The 16,381-nt window shown below is 67.9% G+C and carries 15 protein-coding genes; 13 read left to right on the forward strand and 2 right to left on the reverse strand.

Annotated elements, in window-relative coordinates; all coding sequences use genetic code 11:
* The 11 genes from ACFQEU_RS04305 to ACFQEU_RS04355 form a co-directional block, all read left to right on the forward strand.
* Positions 1 to 597: alpha-hydroxy-acid oxidizing protein (locus ACFQEU_RS04305; RefSeq protein WP_379779615.1), on the forward strand; the 597-nt coding region annotated here is incomplete at its 5' end.
* Positions 594 to 1,919 carry a tryptophan synthase subunit beta gene (trpB, locus tag ACFQEU_RS04310; RefSeq protein WP_379779617.1) on the forward strand — a complete coding sequence of 442 codons (1,326 nt, stop codon included), beginning with the start codon at positions 594 to 596 and terminating at the stop codon, positions 1,917 to 1,919. The genes ACFQEU_RS04305 and trpB, both read left to right, overlap by 4 nt.
* Complete coding sequence (trpA, locus tag ACFQEU_RS04315) at positions 1,920 to 2,843, forward strand: tryptophan synthase subunit alpha (protein ID WP_379779619.1); 924 nt, start codon at positions 1,920 to 1,922, stop codon at positions 2,841 to 2,843.
* A gap of 109 nt (positions 2,844 to 2,952) precedes the next feature.
* Positions 2,953 to 3,744: a 2-amino-3,7-dideoxy-D-threo-hept-6-ulosonate synthase gene (locus tag ACFQEU_RS04320; RefSeq protein WP_379779621.1), complete on the forward strand. Its 792-nt coding sequence runs from the start codon at positions 2,953 to 2,955 to the stop codon at positions 3,742 to 3,744.
* Positions 3,745 to 3,805: 61 nt separating this feature from the next.
* Positions 3,806 to 4,978, forward strand: coding sequence for a 3-dehydroquinate synthase II (locus tag ACFQEU_RS04325; RefSeq protein WP_379779623.1), 1,173 nt, complete (start codon positions 3,806 to 3,808; stop codon positions 4,976 to 4,978).
* Between the two features lie 40 nt (positions 4,979 to 5,018).
* Positions 5,019 to 5,480 (forward strand): molybdopterin-guanine dinucleotide biosynthesis protein B, encoded by a 462-nt coding sequence (gene mobB / locus ACFQEU_RS04330; RefSeq protein WP_379779625.1) that lies wholly within the window; start codon positions 5,019 to 5,021, stop codon positions 5,478 to 5,480.
* Between the two features lie 232 nt (positions 5,481 to 5,712).
* Positions 5,713 to 6,963 carry an NrfD/PsrC family molybdoenzyme membrane anchor subunit gene (gene nrfD / locus ACFQEU_RS04335; RefSeq protein ID WP_379779627.1) on the forward strand — a complete coding sequence of 417 codons (1,251 nt, stop codon included), beginning with the start codon at positions 5,713 to 5,715 and terminating at the stop codon, positions 6,961 to 6,963.
* A complete protein-coding gene (locus ACFQEU_RS04340) occupies positions 6,956 to 7,777 on the forward strand; it encodes a 4Fe-4S dicluster domain-containing protein (protein WP_379779629.1) in 822 nt (273 codons plus the stop codon). The genes nrfD and ACFQEU_RS04340 overlap by 8 nt, the downstream gene beginning before the upstream one ends.
* A 4-nt stretch (positions 7,778 to 7,781) precedes the next feature.
* The gene (locus ACFQEU_RS04345) at positions 7,782 to 10,505 is read left to right on the forward strand and encodes a molybdopterin-dependent oxidoreductase (RefSeq protein ID WP_379779631.1); all 2,724 of its coding nucleotides are present in this window, start codon (positions 7,782 to 7,784) and stop codon (positions 10,503 to 10,505) included.
* Between the two features lie 83 nt (positions 10,506 to 10,588).
* The gene (locus ACFQEU_RS04350) at positions 10,589 to 11,278 is read left to right on the forward strand and encodes a TorD/DmsD family molecular chaperone (protein ID WP_379779633.1); all 690 of its coding nucleotides are present in this window, start codon (positions 10,589 to 10,591) and stop codon (positions 11,276 to 11,278) included.
* Positions 11,275 to 12,450, forward strand: a complete 1,176-nt coding sequence (locus ACFQEU_RS04355) for an Mrp/NBP35 family ATP-binding protein (protein WP_379779635.1) — start codon at positions 11,275 to 11,277, stop codon at positions 12,448 to 12,450. The genes ACFQEU_RS04350 and ACFQEU_RS04355 overlap by 4 nt, the downstream gene beginning before the upstream one ends.
* A gap of 7 nt (positions 12,451 to 12,457) precedes the next feature.
* Here ACFQEU_RS04355 and ACFQEU_RS04360 read toward each other — a convergent pair whose 3' ends face one another.
* Complete coding sequence (locus ACFQEU_RS04360; RefSeq protein WP_379779638.1) at positions 12,458 to 12,943, reverse strand: hypothetical protein; 486 nt, start codon at positions 12,941 to 12,943, stop codon at positions 12,458 to 12,460.
* 134 nt (positions 12,944 to 13,077) lie between these two features.
* On the opposite strand from ACFQEU_RS04360, the gene ACFQEU_RS04365 reads away from it, so the two are divergent.
* The gene (locus ACFQEU_RS04365; protein ID WP_379779640.1) at positions 13,078 to 14,148 is read left to right on the forward strand and encodes an NAD(P)/FAD-dependent oxidoreductase; all 1,071 of its coding nucleotides are present in this window, start codon (positions 13,078 to 13,080) and stop codon (positions 14,146 to 14,148) included.
* Between the two features lie 51 nt (positions 14,149 to 14,199).
* On the opposite strand, the gene ACFQEU_RS04370 is transcribed toward ACFQEU_RS04365, so the two are convergent.
* On the reverse strand, positions 14,200 to 15,732 hold the full coding sequence (locus tag ACFQEU_RS04370) for a carboxypeptidase M32 (protein WP_379779642.1): 1,533 nt from the start codon (positions 15,730 to 15,732) through the stop codon (positions 14,200 to 14,202).
* Between the two features lie 166 nt (positions 15,733 to 15,898).
* On the opposite strand from ACFQEU_RS04370, the gene ACFQEU_RS04375 reads away from it, so the two are divergent.
* A partial coding sequence (locus tag ACFQEU_RS04375) for a threonine aldolase family protein (protein ID WP_379779644.1) occupies positions 15,899 to 16,381 on the forward strand: 483 nt, incomplete at its 3' end.

Below are 16,381 nucleotides of genomic sequence, written 5' to 3' on the forward strand. Positions count from 1 at the left end.
CTCGCGGAGGGAATGGTCGCGGGTGGGGCGGCCGCGCTCAGCGTGCTCACCGAGCCGGACCATTTCGGCGGGAGCACGGGGACGCTCGAACGCGTCCGCGCAGCGGTCGACGTCCCGGTCCTCCGCAAGGACTTCGTCGTCGACGAGGGGCAGCTCGACGCCGTCGAGAGCGACGTCGTCCTGCTGATCGCGCGGTTCGTCGGCGACGACCTCCCGGATCTCCTCTCGGCCGCCCGGGACCGCGGGTTCCAGGTCCTCGTCGAGGTTCACGACCGCGAGGAGCTGGCCGCCGCCGTCGACGCGGGCGCGGAGTTCATCGGCGTGAACAACCGGGACTTGGCGCGACTGGAGGTCGACCTCGCGACGTTCGAGGAGGTGGCCTCTGCGGTCCCCGACGACGTGACGCTGATCGCGGAGAGCGGGCTCTCGACTCGGGCGGACGTCCGCCGGATGCGAGCGGCGGGCGCGGACGCGCTGTTGATCGGGAGTGCCATCATGGACGGGGACGTCGAGGCGAACACGCGCGAACTGACCGGAGCGAGCGGCGACGACACACGATCGACCGACGACGCGACACACGACACCACAGCCACATGAGCGAAACCGGATCCACGACGAACGAGACGACGGGAGGAGTCGACGAGACAGCCACACTCTCGCGACGACCGGGCCGCGAGCGCGGCCGAAAGGACGGGAAGTTCGGCCGCTACGGCGGTCAGTACGTCCCCGAGGCACTGATGCCCGCGATCGAGGAGCTCGCCGACGCCTACGAGCGGTACGTCCTCGGCAACGAGGACGGGTTCATGGACGAGTTCCGCGAGCGGCTCGCCGACTTCGGCGGGCGACCGACGCCGCTGCAGCGCGCGGACCGACTCTCCGAGCGCTACGGCCGCGACGTGTACCTCAAACGCGAGGACCTGCTCCACGGCGGCGCACACAAGCTGAACAACGCGCTCGGTCAGGTGTTGCTCGCGAAGTACATGGGTAAAGAGCGGATCATCGCGGAGACGGGCGCGGGCCAACACGGCACGGCGACCGCGATGGCGGCCGCCCACCTCGATATGCCGTGTACGATCTACATGGGCGAGCGTGACATCAACCGCCAGCGCCCGAACGTGTTCCGGATGAAGCTCAACGGCTCCGACGTGAAACCAGTCACCGCGGGGCGCGGGACGCTCAAGGAGGCGATCTCGGAGACGATGCGCGACTGGGCCGCGACCGTCGAGGACACCCACTACGTGATCGGCTCCGTCGTCGGGCCCCACCCGTTCCCGGTGATGGTTCGTGACTTCCAGGCGGTCATTTCCGAGGAGGCCCGCGAGCAGGCCTTCGAGAAGACCGGCGCGCTCCCCACCGACGTCGTCGCCTGCGCCGGTGGCGGATCGAACACGATGGGGTCGTTCGCGGCGTTCGTCGACGACGAGTCGGTCGCGCTCCACGCGGTCGAGGCGGGCGGGTCGACGCTCGAAGTCGACGAGGCGGCCGGTGTCGCCCCCAACTCCGCCTCGCTGTTCACGGGCGAAGAGGGCGTCCTCCACGGCGCGCGGACGAAGCTGCTCCAGGACTCGGACGGACAGATCATGGAGAGCCACTCCGTCTCCTCCGGGCTCGACTACGCCGGCGTCGGTCCCGAGCTCGCCTACCTCGTCGACGAGGGACGGGTGACGCCCGTCGCCGTCGACGACGACACGGCGCTCGAAGGGTTCCACCGCCTCTCCTCGACGGAAGGGATCATCCCCGCGCTGGAGACGGCGCACGCGTTCGGCTTCCTCGAGGAGCACCACGAGTCGCTCGGCGACCGGGTGGTCGTGAACGTCTCCGGCCGCGGCGACAAGGACCTCGACGCCGCTATCGAGGAGACGCACGCCCGCGACATCGAGGGCGCGCCGGACATGTCGATGTTCACGGGGGGGATGTAGATGGCGGGGAGTCCGGACGCGTCCGACCGCGAACGGGTCGGCAACAGCGACGCCATCGCGGCGGCGTTCGCGGACGGCCCGGCGTACGTCCCGTACCTCGCGGTCGGTGACCCCGACTACGAGTCCTCGCTCGCGTACGTAGAGGCGCTCGATCGCGGCGGTGCCGACGTCATCGAGCTCGGCCTCCCGTTCTCGGAGCCGATCGCGGAGGGACCGACGATCCAGGGGGCGGTCGTCCGCGCGCTCGACGGCGGGATGACGCCGGACCGCTTCTTCGAGTTCGTCGAGACGCTCGACGTGGACGCGCCGCTCGTCTGTATGACGTACTACAACCTGATCTACCAGTACGGGGCTAGCGAGGCGCGAAGCGCCTCGAACGCGAGCGGCAACGCCGCGAGCCACGACGGGCCGGCGTCGTTCGTCGAGCGGGCCGCCGAGGCCGGCTTGGAGGGGTTCGTCGTTCCCGATCTCCCGGCAGAGGAGGCCGACCCGCTTCGAGAGGCGTGTGACGAGTACGGGCTCGACCTCGTCTTCATCGTCGCGCCGACGACGCGCGGCGAGCGGCTCGAACGGATCATGGAGCGGGTGTCGGGGTACGTGTACGTCCAGGCACGGCTCGGTACCACCGGGGCGAAGTCGGACGTCTCCGACAGCACCGCCGAGAGCCTCGACCGCCTCCGCGAGTACGACGTGCCGAAGGCGGTCGGGTTCGGCATCTCGACCGGCGAACACGCGGAGCGGATCGTCGCCGGCGGGGCGGACGGGATCATCGTCGGCTCCGCGCTCGTCGACATCGTCGCCGAGGGGCACGAAGAGGAGCGCTCCGTCGAGACGGTCGCCGACCAGTTGGCGGCGCTCTCGGAGGAGCTGAAGGCGGGTGCCGAACGCGGGTACGCGACCCGCGTCGGGACGCCGGGATCGTAGCCGCCGATGCGGCGGGTATCGACCGGGTGACCGTCTTCGAGAGAATACGTCCCCGAACGAAACCGACTTACCTCCGATTGACACACTCTCACACAACGAGCCGTTCCACATGACACCAGGACTCACCGCACGACTCGACCGTATCTCGACGAACGACCGCTACCTCATCGTGCCGATGGATCACGGGATCACGATGGGAGCCGTGAAAGGGCTCGTCGACATCGAGTCCACGATCGACGGCGTGACACGCGGCGGCGCCGACGCCGTACTGACACAGAAGGGAATCGCCGACCGGGTTCACGACAACAAGAACGGGGCGGGATACATCGTCCACGCCAACGCCTCGACGACGATCGGCCCCGACGAGAACGACAAGCGGATGACTGCCACGGCCGAGGAGGCGGTTCGCGCCGGCGCGGACGCGGTGTCGCTCCACCTCAACGTCGGCTCCGACTACGAGCCGAAACAGATCGAGGACCTCGCCGCGCTGACCGACGACGCCGACAGGCTCGGCCTCCCCGTCCTCGCGATGGCGTACGCCCGCGGCCCCGGCGTGGACGGAGCGGATCCCGAGTCGCTGGGGCACGCCGTCCGGCTCGCGGAGGAGCTCGGCGCGGACGTGGTGAAGACGGGCTACTCCGGCGACGGCGACTCCTTCGAACGGGTCACCGAGTCCACCAGACTCCCGGTCGTCATCGCCGGCGGGTCGAAAGGGACGGATCGCGAGACGGTCGAGATGGTCCGCGGGGCGATGGACGGCGGCGCGGCCGGCGTCTCCATGGGGCGCTCGATATTCCAGCACGACGACCCCGAAGGTATCGCGAGCGCGGTGTCGGCGATCGTGCACGACGGCGCCGACGTCGACGAGGCGCTCCGGGCCGGCGGGTTCGCCGAGGCGTAATCGGACCGCCCCGGCTGTTCGTTCCGCAGTTTTCAAGCCCGGCCCCCGTGAGTCGATCAGTATGACGCGCACGGTCTGGGTCAAAGCCGACGGCACGGTCGGGGAGTGGAACACACGCAAGCGCCGGATCACGGCCGCGATCGAGGCCGGGGCCGACTGGGTCCTCGTCGACGAGGCGGACGTCGCTCGGGTGCGCGAGCTCGGCGACGTGAACGTCGCGGCGTTTCTCGCGGACGCCGACGTCGTCGACGGGGACGGCGACGACGCCGAGGCCGACGCCTACTTCGTCGGAAAGGACGGCGAGGGGGACGGCACCATCGACCTCCCCGAAGACTTCTCCGGCTCCGCGGACCTGACGACGCTTCGCCGGCGCGACGACCGCGCACAGGGCGCGTACGTCCGAGTGCTCGGCACGGAGTACGAAGCGTTCGCCGAGGAGGCCGCCACGGCCGCCGATTTCACCGTTATCGTCGGCGAGGACTGGTCTATCATCCCGCTGGAGAACCTCATCGCACGCGTTGGCGAGGAGACCCACCTGATCGCCGGCGCGACGACGGCCGCCGAGGCTCGAACTGCCTTCGAAACGCTGGAGATCGGCGCGGACGGCGTCCTCCTCGACACCGACGCTCCGGACGAGATCCGCGGCGCGGTCGAGGCCCGCGACGCCGCCGACCGCGAGTCGCTCGATCTGCGGTACGCGGAGGTCACGGCGGTCGAGCGAACAGGGATGGCCGACCGGGTGTGTATCGACACCGGGTCGCTGATGGACGGCGACGAGGGGATGCTCGTCGGCTCGATGTCGCGCGGTCTCTTTTTCGTCCACGCGGAGACGGCGGAGTCCCCGTACGTCGAGTCGCGCCCGTTCCGCGTGAACGCCGGCGCGGTCCACGCGTACGTCCGGAATCCCGAGGGCGGCACGAACTACCTCGCGGAGCTGTCGAGCGGCGACGAGGTGCAAATCGTGGACACCGCCGGCCACACCCGCGAGGCGATCGTCGGTCGCGTGAAGATCGAGAAGCGGCCGATGTTCCGGGTCCAGGCGGAGGTCGACACCGACGACGGCGTCGACCGCGTCGAAACCCTCATCCAGAACGCCGAGACGGTGAAAGTCGCCACGAGCGAGGGTCGAAAGGCCGTGACGGATCTCGACGTGGGCGACGAGGCGCTCGTCTACTACGAGGACGTCGCTCGCCACTTCGGCGAGGCGGTGGAAGAGAGCATCATCGAGAAGTGACCGTGAGGACCGTGACCGGACCGTCCGCGGAGGTGACGAGGTGGTCGACCCGGCCGAGGAGGGAAGCGAAATGAAGGTACTCGCCGTCGTCGGACCGTCCGACTCGGGGAAGACCACGCTCGTGACGCGGCTGGCGGAACGATTGAGCGAGCGTGGCAGCGTCGCGACGGTCAAACACCTCACTCACGAGCCAGACGTCGACACCGACGGGAAGGACACGGCGCGACATCGGGCAGGGGGCGCGGTACACACCGTCGGCGTCACGGACGAGGGGACGTGGTTCGCGACCGGTGAGGGTCGGAGTCTAGACGGGATCCTCGCCGAGTTCGATCGACACTACGAGTACGCGATCGTTGAGGGGTTCAGCGGGAGCGACCTGCCGAAGGTCGTCCTCGGCGGGCGCGCGGCGGCGGGACCGACCGTTGCGACTGCGGCGGAAGCCGACGCCGTCGACATCGACGCGGTTCTCGCGTCTCTTCGGGACGCAGAGCCCTACCGATAGCGCGAGCCGCGGTGGAGTATATAAATACCCCCAGCATCCAGGGGGATCCGGAACCGATTACCGGGAAATGGCAACTCGCAGGCGAGTATATGTGAACAGGATCTCAACTCGGTGGTGAGGAGAGAACTATGTACCCCACGACACGATCGACGGGCCGTGACACACGGGAGTGTCGGAGTAACCGTGTCGAGAGGCCGTTCACACGCGGTGTCTCACCTCGGAGCGTGGTTCGATGAGCAGTCTCGAAGGCGACCGCGTGCGAGGTCGTATCCGTGACGCCGGGCCGCGCACGTACGCGTGGCTCGGACTGATCGCCCTCGGGCTGCTTATCGGGGCGTACGGTGCCCTGTCGACGCTCATCGAAGGCACGACGGTGCTCGGCCTGAGCGATCAGGTTCCGTGGGGGGTCCTCATCTCCACGTACGTCTTCTTCGCGCTGTTGAGCACCGGTATCTGTATCGGGGTCACGTCGCTGTCGAGCGTCTTCGGCATGAAAACCTTCGACCCGCTCGTGAAGCGGGGAGTGTTGTTGTCGTTGCTCACGCTCGCTGCGGGAGGATTGGTCATCATGGCCGGACTCGGCCAGCCGTTCCGCGCGATCCCACAAATGCTGCTCTCGCCGAACCCGTCGGCCCCGATGTGGTGGATGATCGTCCTCTACTCCGCCTACGGCGGCGCGCTGGTCGCCGAGTTCTACCTGCTCGATCGAGCCGAGAAGCCGAGCCAACGCCTGACGCTCGCGGTCGGGATCGTCGCGCTCGTCGCACCGATCCTCGCCGGCGGGATGCTCGGCGCGATCTTCGGAACGGCCGAAGCCCGCCCATACTACGGCGGGATCTTCGCGTCGGTGTACCTGCTCGTGACGGCGGTGTTCTCGGGCGTCGCGCTGCTCACGGCGGTCACGATCGCCGAGCGACGACTGACCGATGCGACGGCGAGCGCCGTCGACGAGACCCTGCTAACGGGAACGCTCGCGAAGTACCTCGGCGTCCTCGCCGGCGTGACACTGCTTCTCACGGCGTTCAGACACGTGTACGGGCTCGTCGCCACGAACGAAGCGCTCGCGCTCGCACACGAGCACATGCTGTTCGGGGCACATGGCGTGTGGGCGCTCGGCGTGGGCGTCGGGCTCGGCATGGTCGTGCCGTTCGCGCTCCTCTCGCTGCCGCGAACGCGGACGGTCGGCGGCGTGTTCACCGCCTCGGTCCTCGCGCTCGTCGGGCTCTTCGCGAGCCGCCTCGAGTTCGTTCTCGGCGGCCAGGTCGTCGCGCTGACGAACGACCCTTCACACCAGTTCCCGCTGGTGAGTTACGCGCCGTCAGCCGCGGAGATCGCGATCGTCGTGTTCGGCTTCGCGCTGTTCGCGCTGCTGTACACGGGGGGGAGACTCGTCTTCGACCTCGACGAGCACCCGGACCACGGAGCCACCGAAATGACACACCCGAACTCGGCCGCGACCACGGAGGTGACCGACGATGACTGAGGCCGCGGAGTCGCTCGACGACCGGATGGTCGCCGAGCTCGACGAGACCGACCTGCAAGACGAGGGTGTCGACCTGAGCATGGTCATCGACCTACAGCGCTGTACCGGCTGTGCGGCCTGTAACATCGGCTGTGCACAGGAGAATAACCTCCAGGAGGGGCAGGCGTACTCCAGCCGGATCATCGAGACCGAGGGCGAGTTCCCCGACGTCAGCTACGAGTACACGCCGACGCTGTGTAACCAGTGCGAGGACGCCCCGTGTGCGGAGGGCTGTCCGACCTCGGCGCTGTACAAGGGTGACGGCGACATCACGATGCACGATCACGAGAAGTGTATCGGCTGTAAGGCGTGTATGGTCAACTGTCCGTACGACGAGATAACGCTGAACAAGGAGGACCCACACCCGCGTTGGGAGCGCGACGAGGCGGTCATCGAGAACGGAACGGCGTCGCCGAAGCAAGTCAAAGAGCGGGCCGACGTCGACGAGGACGCGCCCGCCTACTACAACCCGAACCGCGAGGCCGGCGAGCACGAGCACCCGACCAGATACAAGGGCGTCGTCGAGAAGTGCAACTTCTGTGTTCACCGGCTCAACGAGGGCGAGCTCCCGCGGTGCGTCGAGGAGTGCCCCTGTGAGGCGCGGATATTCGGTGATCTCAACGACCCGGACAGCAAGGTGAACGAGGTCCTCGGGAAGTACAACCCCGACGTGCTGAAGGAAGACGAGGGGACGAAGCCGAAGGTGAAGTACGTCAGAGAGTACAACGGCGGCGGCTACGAGCGAGGGGGCGGCGAGCCCGGACTGAGCGACTAGACCGATGAGCACAAACGACACCACCACTGAGACGGACGATGGCACCGACGGTTCCGGCCTCTCGTTGGGGCGCAGGAACTTCATGAAGGCGGGCGCGGTCGGCGCAGTCGCGGCCGGGCTCGGTACCGGCCTGACGAGTCTCACGTCGGTCGTCGAGGCCGACGACTACCGCGACGCGTTGGTCGAACACAGCGGCGACTGGAGGCCGAACTGCTGTGCGGGCTGTACGTCCTGGTGTTCGGCGGAGGTGTTGGTCGACGACCGAACTAACCGCGTCATCAGGACGCGAGGCCACGAGGACTCGAAGATCCACGGCACGCACGACTGCCCGCGTCAGGACCTCGCCATCCAGCAGCTGTACGACCCGGATCGGGTCACGCAGCCGATGAAGCGGACGAACCCAGAGAAGGGCCGAGACGTCGACCCGGAGTTCGAGCCGATCAGCTGGGAGGAGGCGATCGACATGCTCGCCGACGAGATCATGGAGCTCCGGGAGAACGAGGAGCCGGAGACGTTCATGGTCACCCGCGGCAGGTACACCTACCTCCGCCCGATCCTCTACAGTTACCTCCCGAAGATCGTCGGCTCGCCGAACAACATCTCCCACAGCGCGATCTGTGCGGAAGCAGAGAAGTTCGGCCCGATGTACACCGAAGGCGAGTGGTCGTACCGTCAGTACGACGTTCAAAACGCCCGGTACGTGCTCGCGTGGGGCGCAGATCCCATCTCGACGAACCGGCAGGTCTCACACTACTCGAACGAGTTCGGCGACCTGCTCGACCGCGCGACGGTCGCGGTCGTCGAGCCGCGGCTCTCCTCGACGGCGACGAAATCCGACGAGTGGCTCCCGGTCGAGCCCGGACAGGACGGCGCGCTCGCGTCGGCGATGGCGCACGTCATCCTGCGTGAGGGCCTGTGGCATCGCGAGTTCGTCGGCGAGTTCGCGGACGGCGAGAACCGCTTCGTCCCCGGTAACCGGGTCGGGCCCGAGACGTTCGAGGAGTCCGCGAACAGCCAGGGGGTCGTCGAGTGGTGGAACGAGGAGCTACACGACAAAGACCCCGAGTGGGCCGCGGAGCGGGCAGGCGTCCCGGCCGAGCAGATCGAGCGGGTCGCGGTCGAGTTCGCTGAGGCCGGACCGCAGGCGATCTCGTGGCTCGGCGGCGGTCCCTGTATGCAGATCCGCGGGAGCTACACCTCGATGGCGATCCACGCACTGAACGGACTCGTCGGGTCGGTCGGCAATCGCGGCGGTACCCTGTACGCGCCGAGCACCGGTGTTGACGACCTACCCGCTCCTGACGGCTACATCGACGAGGTCGCCGAGGCGGGCCTCGACAACGAGAAGATCGACCAGCGCGGGCGGCTGGAGTTCCCGGCCCTCAAAGGTGGCGAGTCGGGCGGGGGCGTCGTCACCAACAACGCGGCTGACGGGATCATCGACGAGGACCCGAACGAGATCAACGTGCTGATCTCCTATTGGAACAACTTCGCCTTCTCGAACCCGGAGAGCCAGCGCTGGGAGGAGGCGCTCTCGAAGATCCCGTTCCACGCGACCATCGAAACCCACGCCAGCGAGACCGCGTGGTTCGCCGACCTGATCCTGCCGGCGACCCACCACCAGTTCGAGCGCTGGGGCCAGCTCCGGAGCACTGGCGCTGGCTACCGGACGATCAACCTGCACACGCCCGTGATGGCCGACGATCCGGACGACCCCGCGGACGTCCTCGACACCGGTCGGCTGTGGGACGTCAAGACCGACGAAACGGAGATCCCGTACCTGCTAGCGGAGGCGCTCGCCGACAAAGGGTTCGAGAACATGCTGGAGTTCTTCGACGAGGAGTACCCCGATCCCGAGACGGGGGAGTCGCTCCGCGAGGAGGTCCCCGGCGACGACTTCCGGTCGCGCGAGCTCCGAGCGCAGGCGTTCTCGCGGAACGCGATCAAGCATCGGACCCGACCGATCTGGGACCCCGACTACCGGGAGAACGAGTTCGATTGGCCCGGCGGCGAGGAGTTCGACGACTGGGTCGCGTTCCGCGAACGCGGCATCTGGCACACGGAGAAGTGGGAGTACCGCCACCGCTGGCCCTCGGAAGGAGGCGAGTTCGGCACCGACTCGGGCGTGTTCGAGTTCGACGGGGAGACGTTACGGAACGCGCTTGAAGGCCACGCCGAGCGCCACGAGACGGACGTCGACGACGTGCTGGAGACGTGCAACTACCAGGGCCGCGTCGACGACCCGGACGCGCCCGACGCGTTCGTTCCCCACTACGAGGAGCCATACGGAATGGGCGAGGAGTCCGAGTACCCGTTCAAGTTCGTCGACTACAAGGACCGACTGAACCGCGAGGGTCGCTCCGCGAACACGACGTGGCTCCACGAGTTCAAGGACGTCAATCCGGGCGACGAGCCGTACAAGGACCTCACCAAGCTCAATCCGCGTGACGCGGAGGCGCTCGGCCTCGAGGACGGGGACGAAATCGTGATCAGATCGCCTGCGGGTGAGATCGAATCCGAGGTCAAACGCTGGGAGGGTGTCCGTCCGGGGACGGTCACCAAGACGTGGGGACAGGGTCACTGGGCCTACGGGCAGGTCGCGTCCGAGGAGTTCGGCGAGGAGGCCCGCGGCGGCTCGAACAACGAGATCATCGGCGCCGAGTACGACCGGTTGAGTGGGAGCTCGGTCTTCTACGGCGACGTCTGGGTGGACATCGAGAAACGGTAACCCGGCACCGGCTCCCATTGGCGAGTACAGTCCGTCGGAGAAACGAAGCGGGGCGGAGCGCACGTACGGGGCGATCGAGGACCATGACACACCAAAACACGAGAGACGAACGACACGATGGGGCGCTCGCCGATGAACAGCGCCGGGCGAACACGTACGGGCTACTGGCGGCGATGTTTCAGCCGCCTGACGAAGGGAGGATGGACCGAATCGCGAACACGACCAACGCGGAAGTCGAGGTGGACGTCAATGCGCTCGCCGACGCCGCGGCGGGAGCCGCGGATCTGACACTCGACCACGCGGGGCTGTTCGTCGGCCCTTTCGAGCTGGAGGCACCGCCCTACGAATCGGTATATGTCGACGATGAGACGCGCGTGATGACGGGGTCGACCGCCGAGGTACAGGCAGAGTACACCGAGGCCGGCGTCGACATCGAGATGGACGAGCCCGCCGACCACGTCGCCGCGGAGCTGGAGTTCACGTTCCTGCTCGTCACGACGGAGGTCGAAGCGCTCGGCGCCGGCGAGTTCGAGGCGGCCGAACACTACCTCGAACGCCAGTACGAGTTCCTCTCGGAGCACCTCGGCCGATGGATCTCGGAACTCGCGGAGGAGATGCGCGAGGGCGCCGACACCGAGTTCTATCGGCTGCTCGCCGACGAGACCCAGTCCTTCGTCGAGTCCGACGGGAAACGACTCGCGGACCGGCTCAACAGACTCGATGGGGCCGACGATGACGTGCTGACGGCTCTCGATGGAGGTGGGGATCGATGACGCCCGATGAAGCGCAGGTTCGTGAACGGCTCCGAGCGGTGGAGGACCCCGAACTCGACGAGGACGTCGCGACGCTCGGACTGATCGACGACGTGCGTGTCGAAGACGGGGTCGTGACCGTCGCCGTAGCCTTCAACGCGCCGTACTCGGGCGACGAGAAGGCGATGGGCGATCGGATCCGCGAGGAGGTCGAGGCGCTCGGGCTGGAGCCGGATGTCACGGTGAGCCTCTCTTGGGAGGACTCGGACAGCCCACTCCCCGATGTTCGGAACGTCGTGCCGGTCGCGTCGGGGAAGGGCGGGGTCGGAAAAACGACGGTGGCGACGAACCTCGCGACCGCGCTCGCGGAGACGGGAGCTCGCGTCGGCCTCCTCGACGCCGATATCTACGGGCCGAACGTTCCGGGGATGATCGGGATCGAAGCCAAGCCGGGTCTGAGTGAGGACGGGAAGATCGTGCCGCCGGAAGCCGACGGTATCAAGCTGATGAGCATGGCGTTCCTCTCCGAGGACGACACCGACCCCGCGATGTTGCGCGGGCCGATGATCGACAAGCTACTCTCGGAGCTCATCGAGGAGACCGACTGGGGGCACCTGGATTATCTGCTCGTGGACCTGCCGCCGGGAACCGGTGACGAGCAGCTCACGCTGTTACAGAGCGTTCCCGTGACCGGGGCCGTCGTCGTGACGACGCCGGAAGACATCGCCCTAGAAGACGTCCGAAAGGGGATCCGGATGTTCCACGACCGCGGGACGCCAGTGCTTGGGGTCGTCGAGAACATGAGCGCGTTCCGGTGTCCGAGCTGTGGCGACGAACACGAGCTGTACGGGAGCGGGGGCGGCGCAGACGTCGCCGCGGAGTTCGACGTGCCGCTGTTGGCTGAGATCCCGATGGACCCGGAGATCCGATCCGGCAGCGACGCCGACAAGCCGGTCACCGTGCTTCAGGGGACGCCAGCCGCCGACCGGTTCTTCGACCTCCGTGACCGGGTGACCGACCGGGTCGGCGCGGTCAACCGCGCCGAGCGTGCGGGACTGGACCCGACAGATCCGAACACGCCGACCGTTCCGTCGGCGGATCCTGACGGCAACAGCGGTAAGGGAGACGCAGGTGGCGGTGGCTGTGGCGACGGCGGTACCGGAAGCGCAGGGGGCGGTGACTGCGGCGACTGAGCGCCGGTCAACCGCTCCAGTCGATCACGTCGATATCGCTCCCGGCGACCTCCTCCGGAAGGTCACCGATCCGGTCCGTCGCCGCCGTCGTCACCGTGTCGGCGACACGGTACCGGTCCGTTCCGTCTGTCGCCGCGTTTCGCACTCGCTTCCACTCGCCAAGGCCTACGTTCATCACGAGGTAGTACGTGTGGCTTCCCTCGATCGCCGAAGCGACCTCGTCGAACGCCGCGATCGGTGGCGCGTCCTGGGCCGCCGCCTCGGCCCCACCGCCCGCGTCCTCCGTATCGACCACGATCGGGACGAGATCAGCGTTGGCGCTCGTGAACGCCGTCGCGAGCGCGGTCTCCGCCCGGTCATCCGGGAACCGGTCGCGGTCGATCGCTTCGACGAGACGCGGCTCGTCGTCGAGGATCACGCCGCCGAAGACGAGACGCGCCGTCCGGACGAGGTCGGTCACCGCCGTTTCGGAACCGTCGGAGTCATCGGCCATTCGACACACCGTTGACGCCGCCGATAGAACCCTCTTTCGTCCCCGCTTGTACCTCCGAGGACCGCTCCGAAACGCGACGGTCGACTGCGCCCCCGACAACGGTTAGCCGCTCGCGCCCGTGGGTCCGTACACGAATGACCACTATCGGTATCGTCGGCGCGGGTGCGGCCGCGGCGGCGGCGACGTACGTCCTCGACACCGCGGTTCCCGACGCGGAGATCACCGTCTTCGAGAAGTCCGGCGGACTCTGTGGCCGGGCCGCGACGCGGCGAAACGACGACCGGAACCTCGTGTACGACTACGGGGCGAACTACCTCAAATCCGACGACGAGCGCGTCGTCGAGCTCGTCACGGAGACGCTGAGCGACGAGGGGATGGTGGACGCGACCGAGCCGATCCACACCTTCGAGGCGGACGGGGAGGTCGAGCCCGGACGCGACGCGGACGAACACAAGTGGAGCTACCGCATGGGGCTCACACAGATCGCGAAACGGCTGTTCGGCGGAACCGACGCGACCGTCCACCGACGAACCCGTGTCGAGACGATCCGACGGGAGCAGGGCAATGGTGACGGGACGGACGGGGACGAGAAGTGGAGCCTCGTCGATGCCGATGGGACCGAGTGGGGACCGTTCGACGTCCTCCTCTGTAACCCGCCCGCACCGCAGACCGCCGAGCTCCTCGCGGACGCCGAGTGGGAGTCGCCCGTCCGGGAGGCGCTCCGAGCGGCCGCCGCCGACGTCCCCTATCGGAGCGTCTGGACCGCGGTGTTACACTACGAGTTCTCGCTCGATCGGCCCTACTACGGGCTCGTCAACACGGACAAGGCGCACGCGGTGGGCTGGATCTCCCGCGAGGAGTGTAAGGCGGGTCACGTCCCCGACGGCGAGTCGCTGCTCGTCGTCCAGGCGGGCGGCGAGTGGTCGACGGCTCACTACGACGACGACCCCCGCGAGAACGTCGCGGCGCTCGCGGACCACGCCGCCGACCTCGTGGGCGGCGACCGCCTCGCGGACCCCGACTGGACCGACCACCAGGGGTGGCGTTACGCGATCCCCGAGGACGGGGTGAAACGCGGACCGGTCGATTCGGCCGCGGACGAGGGGTTCTACGTCCTCGGCGACTGGGTCGTCGGCGAGGGACGCCTCCACGCCGCGCTGGCGAACGGGCTCGACACTGGCGAGCGCGTCGCTCACCGACTCTGAGACGGGGGACGCCGCGGAAAACGAGAGCGGAACCGACGGTCGGTTCGTCGACTACAGGTCGTACAGCTCGCCGTACTTCTCCTCCACGTACGCGAGGAACGCGTCCGCGGAGAAATCGTCGCCGGTCGCCCGTTTGACGAGCTCGTTCGTCTCGTACCGGGAGCCGTGGCGATGGACGTTCTCGCCGAGCCAGTCGTGGAGGTCGCCGAACTCGCCCGCGGCGATCGACTCCGCGAGCCCCTCGATCTCGCTCTCGGCGGCCGCGAACAGCTGGGCCGCCATCACGGATCCGAGCGAGTAGGTCGGGAAGTAGCCGAAGTTGCCGTGGCTCCAGTGGATGTCCTGGAGACAGCCTTCGCTGTCGGTTTCCGGTCGGATCCCGAGATACTCCTCGTACTTGTCCTTCCAGGTTTCCGGGACGTCCGCGACGTCCAGGTCGCCACGGACTAGGTCGCGTTCGATCTCGAACCGGACGATGATGTGGAGGTGATAGGTGAGCTCGTCCGCTTCGACGCGGATCAGGTTGTCCTCGTACACCTGGTTGAACGCCTCGTAGGCGTCCTCGACGCTCGCCTCGGCAGTGTCGGGGAACTGCTCTTGGAACGCGGGAAGGAACGTCTCCCAGAACGCCCGGCTCCGGCCGACGTGGTTCTCCCAGAGCCGCGACTGCGACTCGTGAACGGAGAGGTCACGCGACTCGCCGAGCGGGGTCGCCCAGTGCTCCTGCGGGAGCCCGAGGTTGTACTGGGCGTGACCGTACTCGTGGATCGTCGAGCCGATCGCACCCAGCGGGTCGGACTCGTCGAACCGCGTGGTTACGCGGCAGTCGAACTGGTTACCGGAGGTGAACGGGTGCGAGGAAACGTCCAGCCGGCCGCGGTCGAAGTCGTAATCGAGCAGTTCAAGCGTCTCGTGGGCGAGCGCCTCCTGGTCGGACTCGGGGAACTCCCCCTCGAAGGTGTCGACGGCGAGCTCGCGGTCCGACTCGCGGATCGCGTCGATCATGGGGACGAGCGCCTCGCGGAGCTCCTCCAGGATCGACTCCGCACGCTCCATAGAGAGGCACGGCTCGTAGTCCTCGAAGAGCACCTCGTAGGGGTCGCGGTCGGGGTCGACGTGTTCGGCGTACTCGCGTTTGAGCTCGACGTGTTTCTCCAGGTACGGCGCGAACGTCTCGAACTCGTCCTCGGCTTTCGCCTCCTCCCACGCCTGGAGTGCCTCCGAACCGGTCTCGGAGATCTCCTCGACGAGATCGACGGGCACCGCGTCCGCGCGCTCGTAGTCGCGGCGCACCTCGCGAACGACGGCGGCCTGCTCGTCGGTGAGGTCGGCGTCGGCCAGCTCGTCGAGCAGCGCTCCCGTCTCCTCGTCGGTGAGCATGTCGTGGCGGATCGACGAGATGGTCGAGAGCTGTTTCGAGCGGGCGGGCGTGCCGCCCTCGGGCATCATGACCTGCTGGTCCCACCCGAGGACGCCGGCGGCGCTCCCGAGCGTGTTCCAGCGTCGTACGCGGTCGAGGAGGGCGTCGTACGCGTCCGGAGCGTCGGACCCGCTCCCGTCGTCGGCTGCGGCTTCCGTTGCCATAGGGACACGATGTGGCGCGCGTGTTAAGAAGGGACCGGCCGCGGAACCCCCCGCCGGGAGTCGGTCGAGTCCTTGGCTCGTCGGACGACGAAGCGATTCCAGTCGTGTTGCCACCTCGGACGGAGCGCGGGCTATTTGACTCGGGGCGTCGAACGATCGACATCCGATGTCCGCCACCGACGAGTTCATTGACCTGCGCTCCGACACCGTCACCCGACCCTCGACCGCGATGCGCGAGGCGGCCCGCGACGCCGACGTCGGCGACGACGTGTACCGCGACGACCCCACCGTCGCCGAGCTGGAGGCGGAAGCCGCCGAAGCGGTCGGGACGGAGGCGGCGCTGTACGTCCCCTCGGGAACGATGGCCAACCAGATCGCCGTCCACGTCCACACGGAGCCCGGCCAAGAGCTGCTCCTCGAGCGGGAGTCGCACATCTACCGATGGGAGCTCGCGGGCGCGGCGAAGCTCTCGGGCGTCCAGACGCGGACGATCGACGCCGGTGACCGATGTGTCCCGACGCCGGCAGCGGTCGAACGCGAGCTCGTCGTCGAGGACCTCCACCGCCCCGGAACCGGCCTCCTCGCGGTGGAGAACACCCACAACTACCGGGGCGGGGTCGCGGTCCCCGTCGACCGGGTCGCGGACGCC

The sequence above is a fragment of the Halorubrum tibetense genome, from assembly GCF_042661865.1.
Taxonomy (GTDB): Archaea; Halobacteriota; Halobacteria; order Halobacteriales; family Haloferacaceae; genus Halorubrum; species Halorubrum tibetense.

Excerpts from the sequence above, each read along its gene's own strand:
- ACFQEU_RS04365 (WP_379779640.1), top strand. The coding sequence starts at position 13,078 with ATGACCACTATCGGTATCGTCGGCGCGGGTGCGGCCGCGGCGGCGGCG.
- ACFQEU_RS04340 (WP_379779629.1), top strand. The coding sequence starts at position 6,956 with ATGACTGAGGCCGCGGAGTCGCTCGACGACCGGATGGTCGCCGAGCTC.
- ACFQEU_RS04345 (WP_379779631.1), top strand. The coding sequence starts at position 7,782 with ATGAGCACAAACGACACCACCACTGAGACGGACGATGGCACCGACGGT.
- ACFQEU_RS04360 (WP_379779638.1), bottom strand. The coding sequence starts at position 12,943 with ATGGCCGATGACTCCGACGGTTCCGAAACGGCGGTGACCGACCTCGTC.
- trpA (WP_379779619.1), top strand. The coding sequence starts at position 1,920 with ATGGCGGGGAGTCCGGACGCGTCCGACCGCGAACGGGTCGGCAACAGC.
- trpB (WP_379779617.1), top strand. The coding sequence starts at position 594 with ATGAGCGAAACCGGATCCACGACGAACGAGACGACGGGAGGAGTCGAC.
- ACFQEU_RS04325 (WP_379779623.1), top strand. The coding sequence starts at position 3,806 with ATGACGCGCACGGTCTGGGTCAAAGCCGACGGCACGGTCGGGGAGTGG.
- ACFQEU_RS04350 (WP_379779633.1), top strand. The coding sequence starts at position 10,589 with ATGACACACCAAAACACGAGAGACGAACGACACGATGGGGCGCTCGCC.
- ACFQEU_RS04355 (WP_379779635.1), top strand. The coding sequence starts at position 11,275 with ATGACGCCCGATGAAGCGCAGGTTCGTGAACGGCTCCGAGCGGTGGAG.
- nrfD (WP_379779627.1), top strand. The coding sequence starts at position 5,713 with ATGAGCAGTCTCGAAGGCGACCGCGTGCGAGGTCGTATCCGTGACGCC.
- ACFQEU_RS04370 (WP_379779642.1), bottom strand. The coding sequence starts at position 15,732 with ATGGCAACGGAAGCCGCAGCCGACGACGGGAGCGGGTCCGACGCTCCG.
- ACFQEU_RS04320 (WP_379779621.1), top strand. The coding sequence starts at position 2,953 with ATGACACCAGGACTCACCGCACGACTCGACCGTATCTCGACGAACGAC.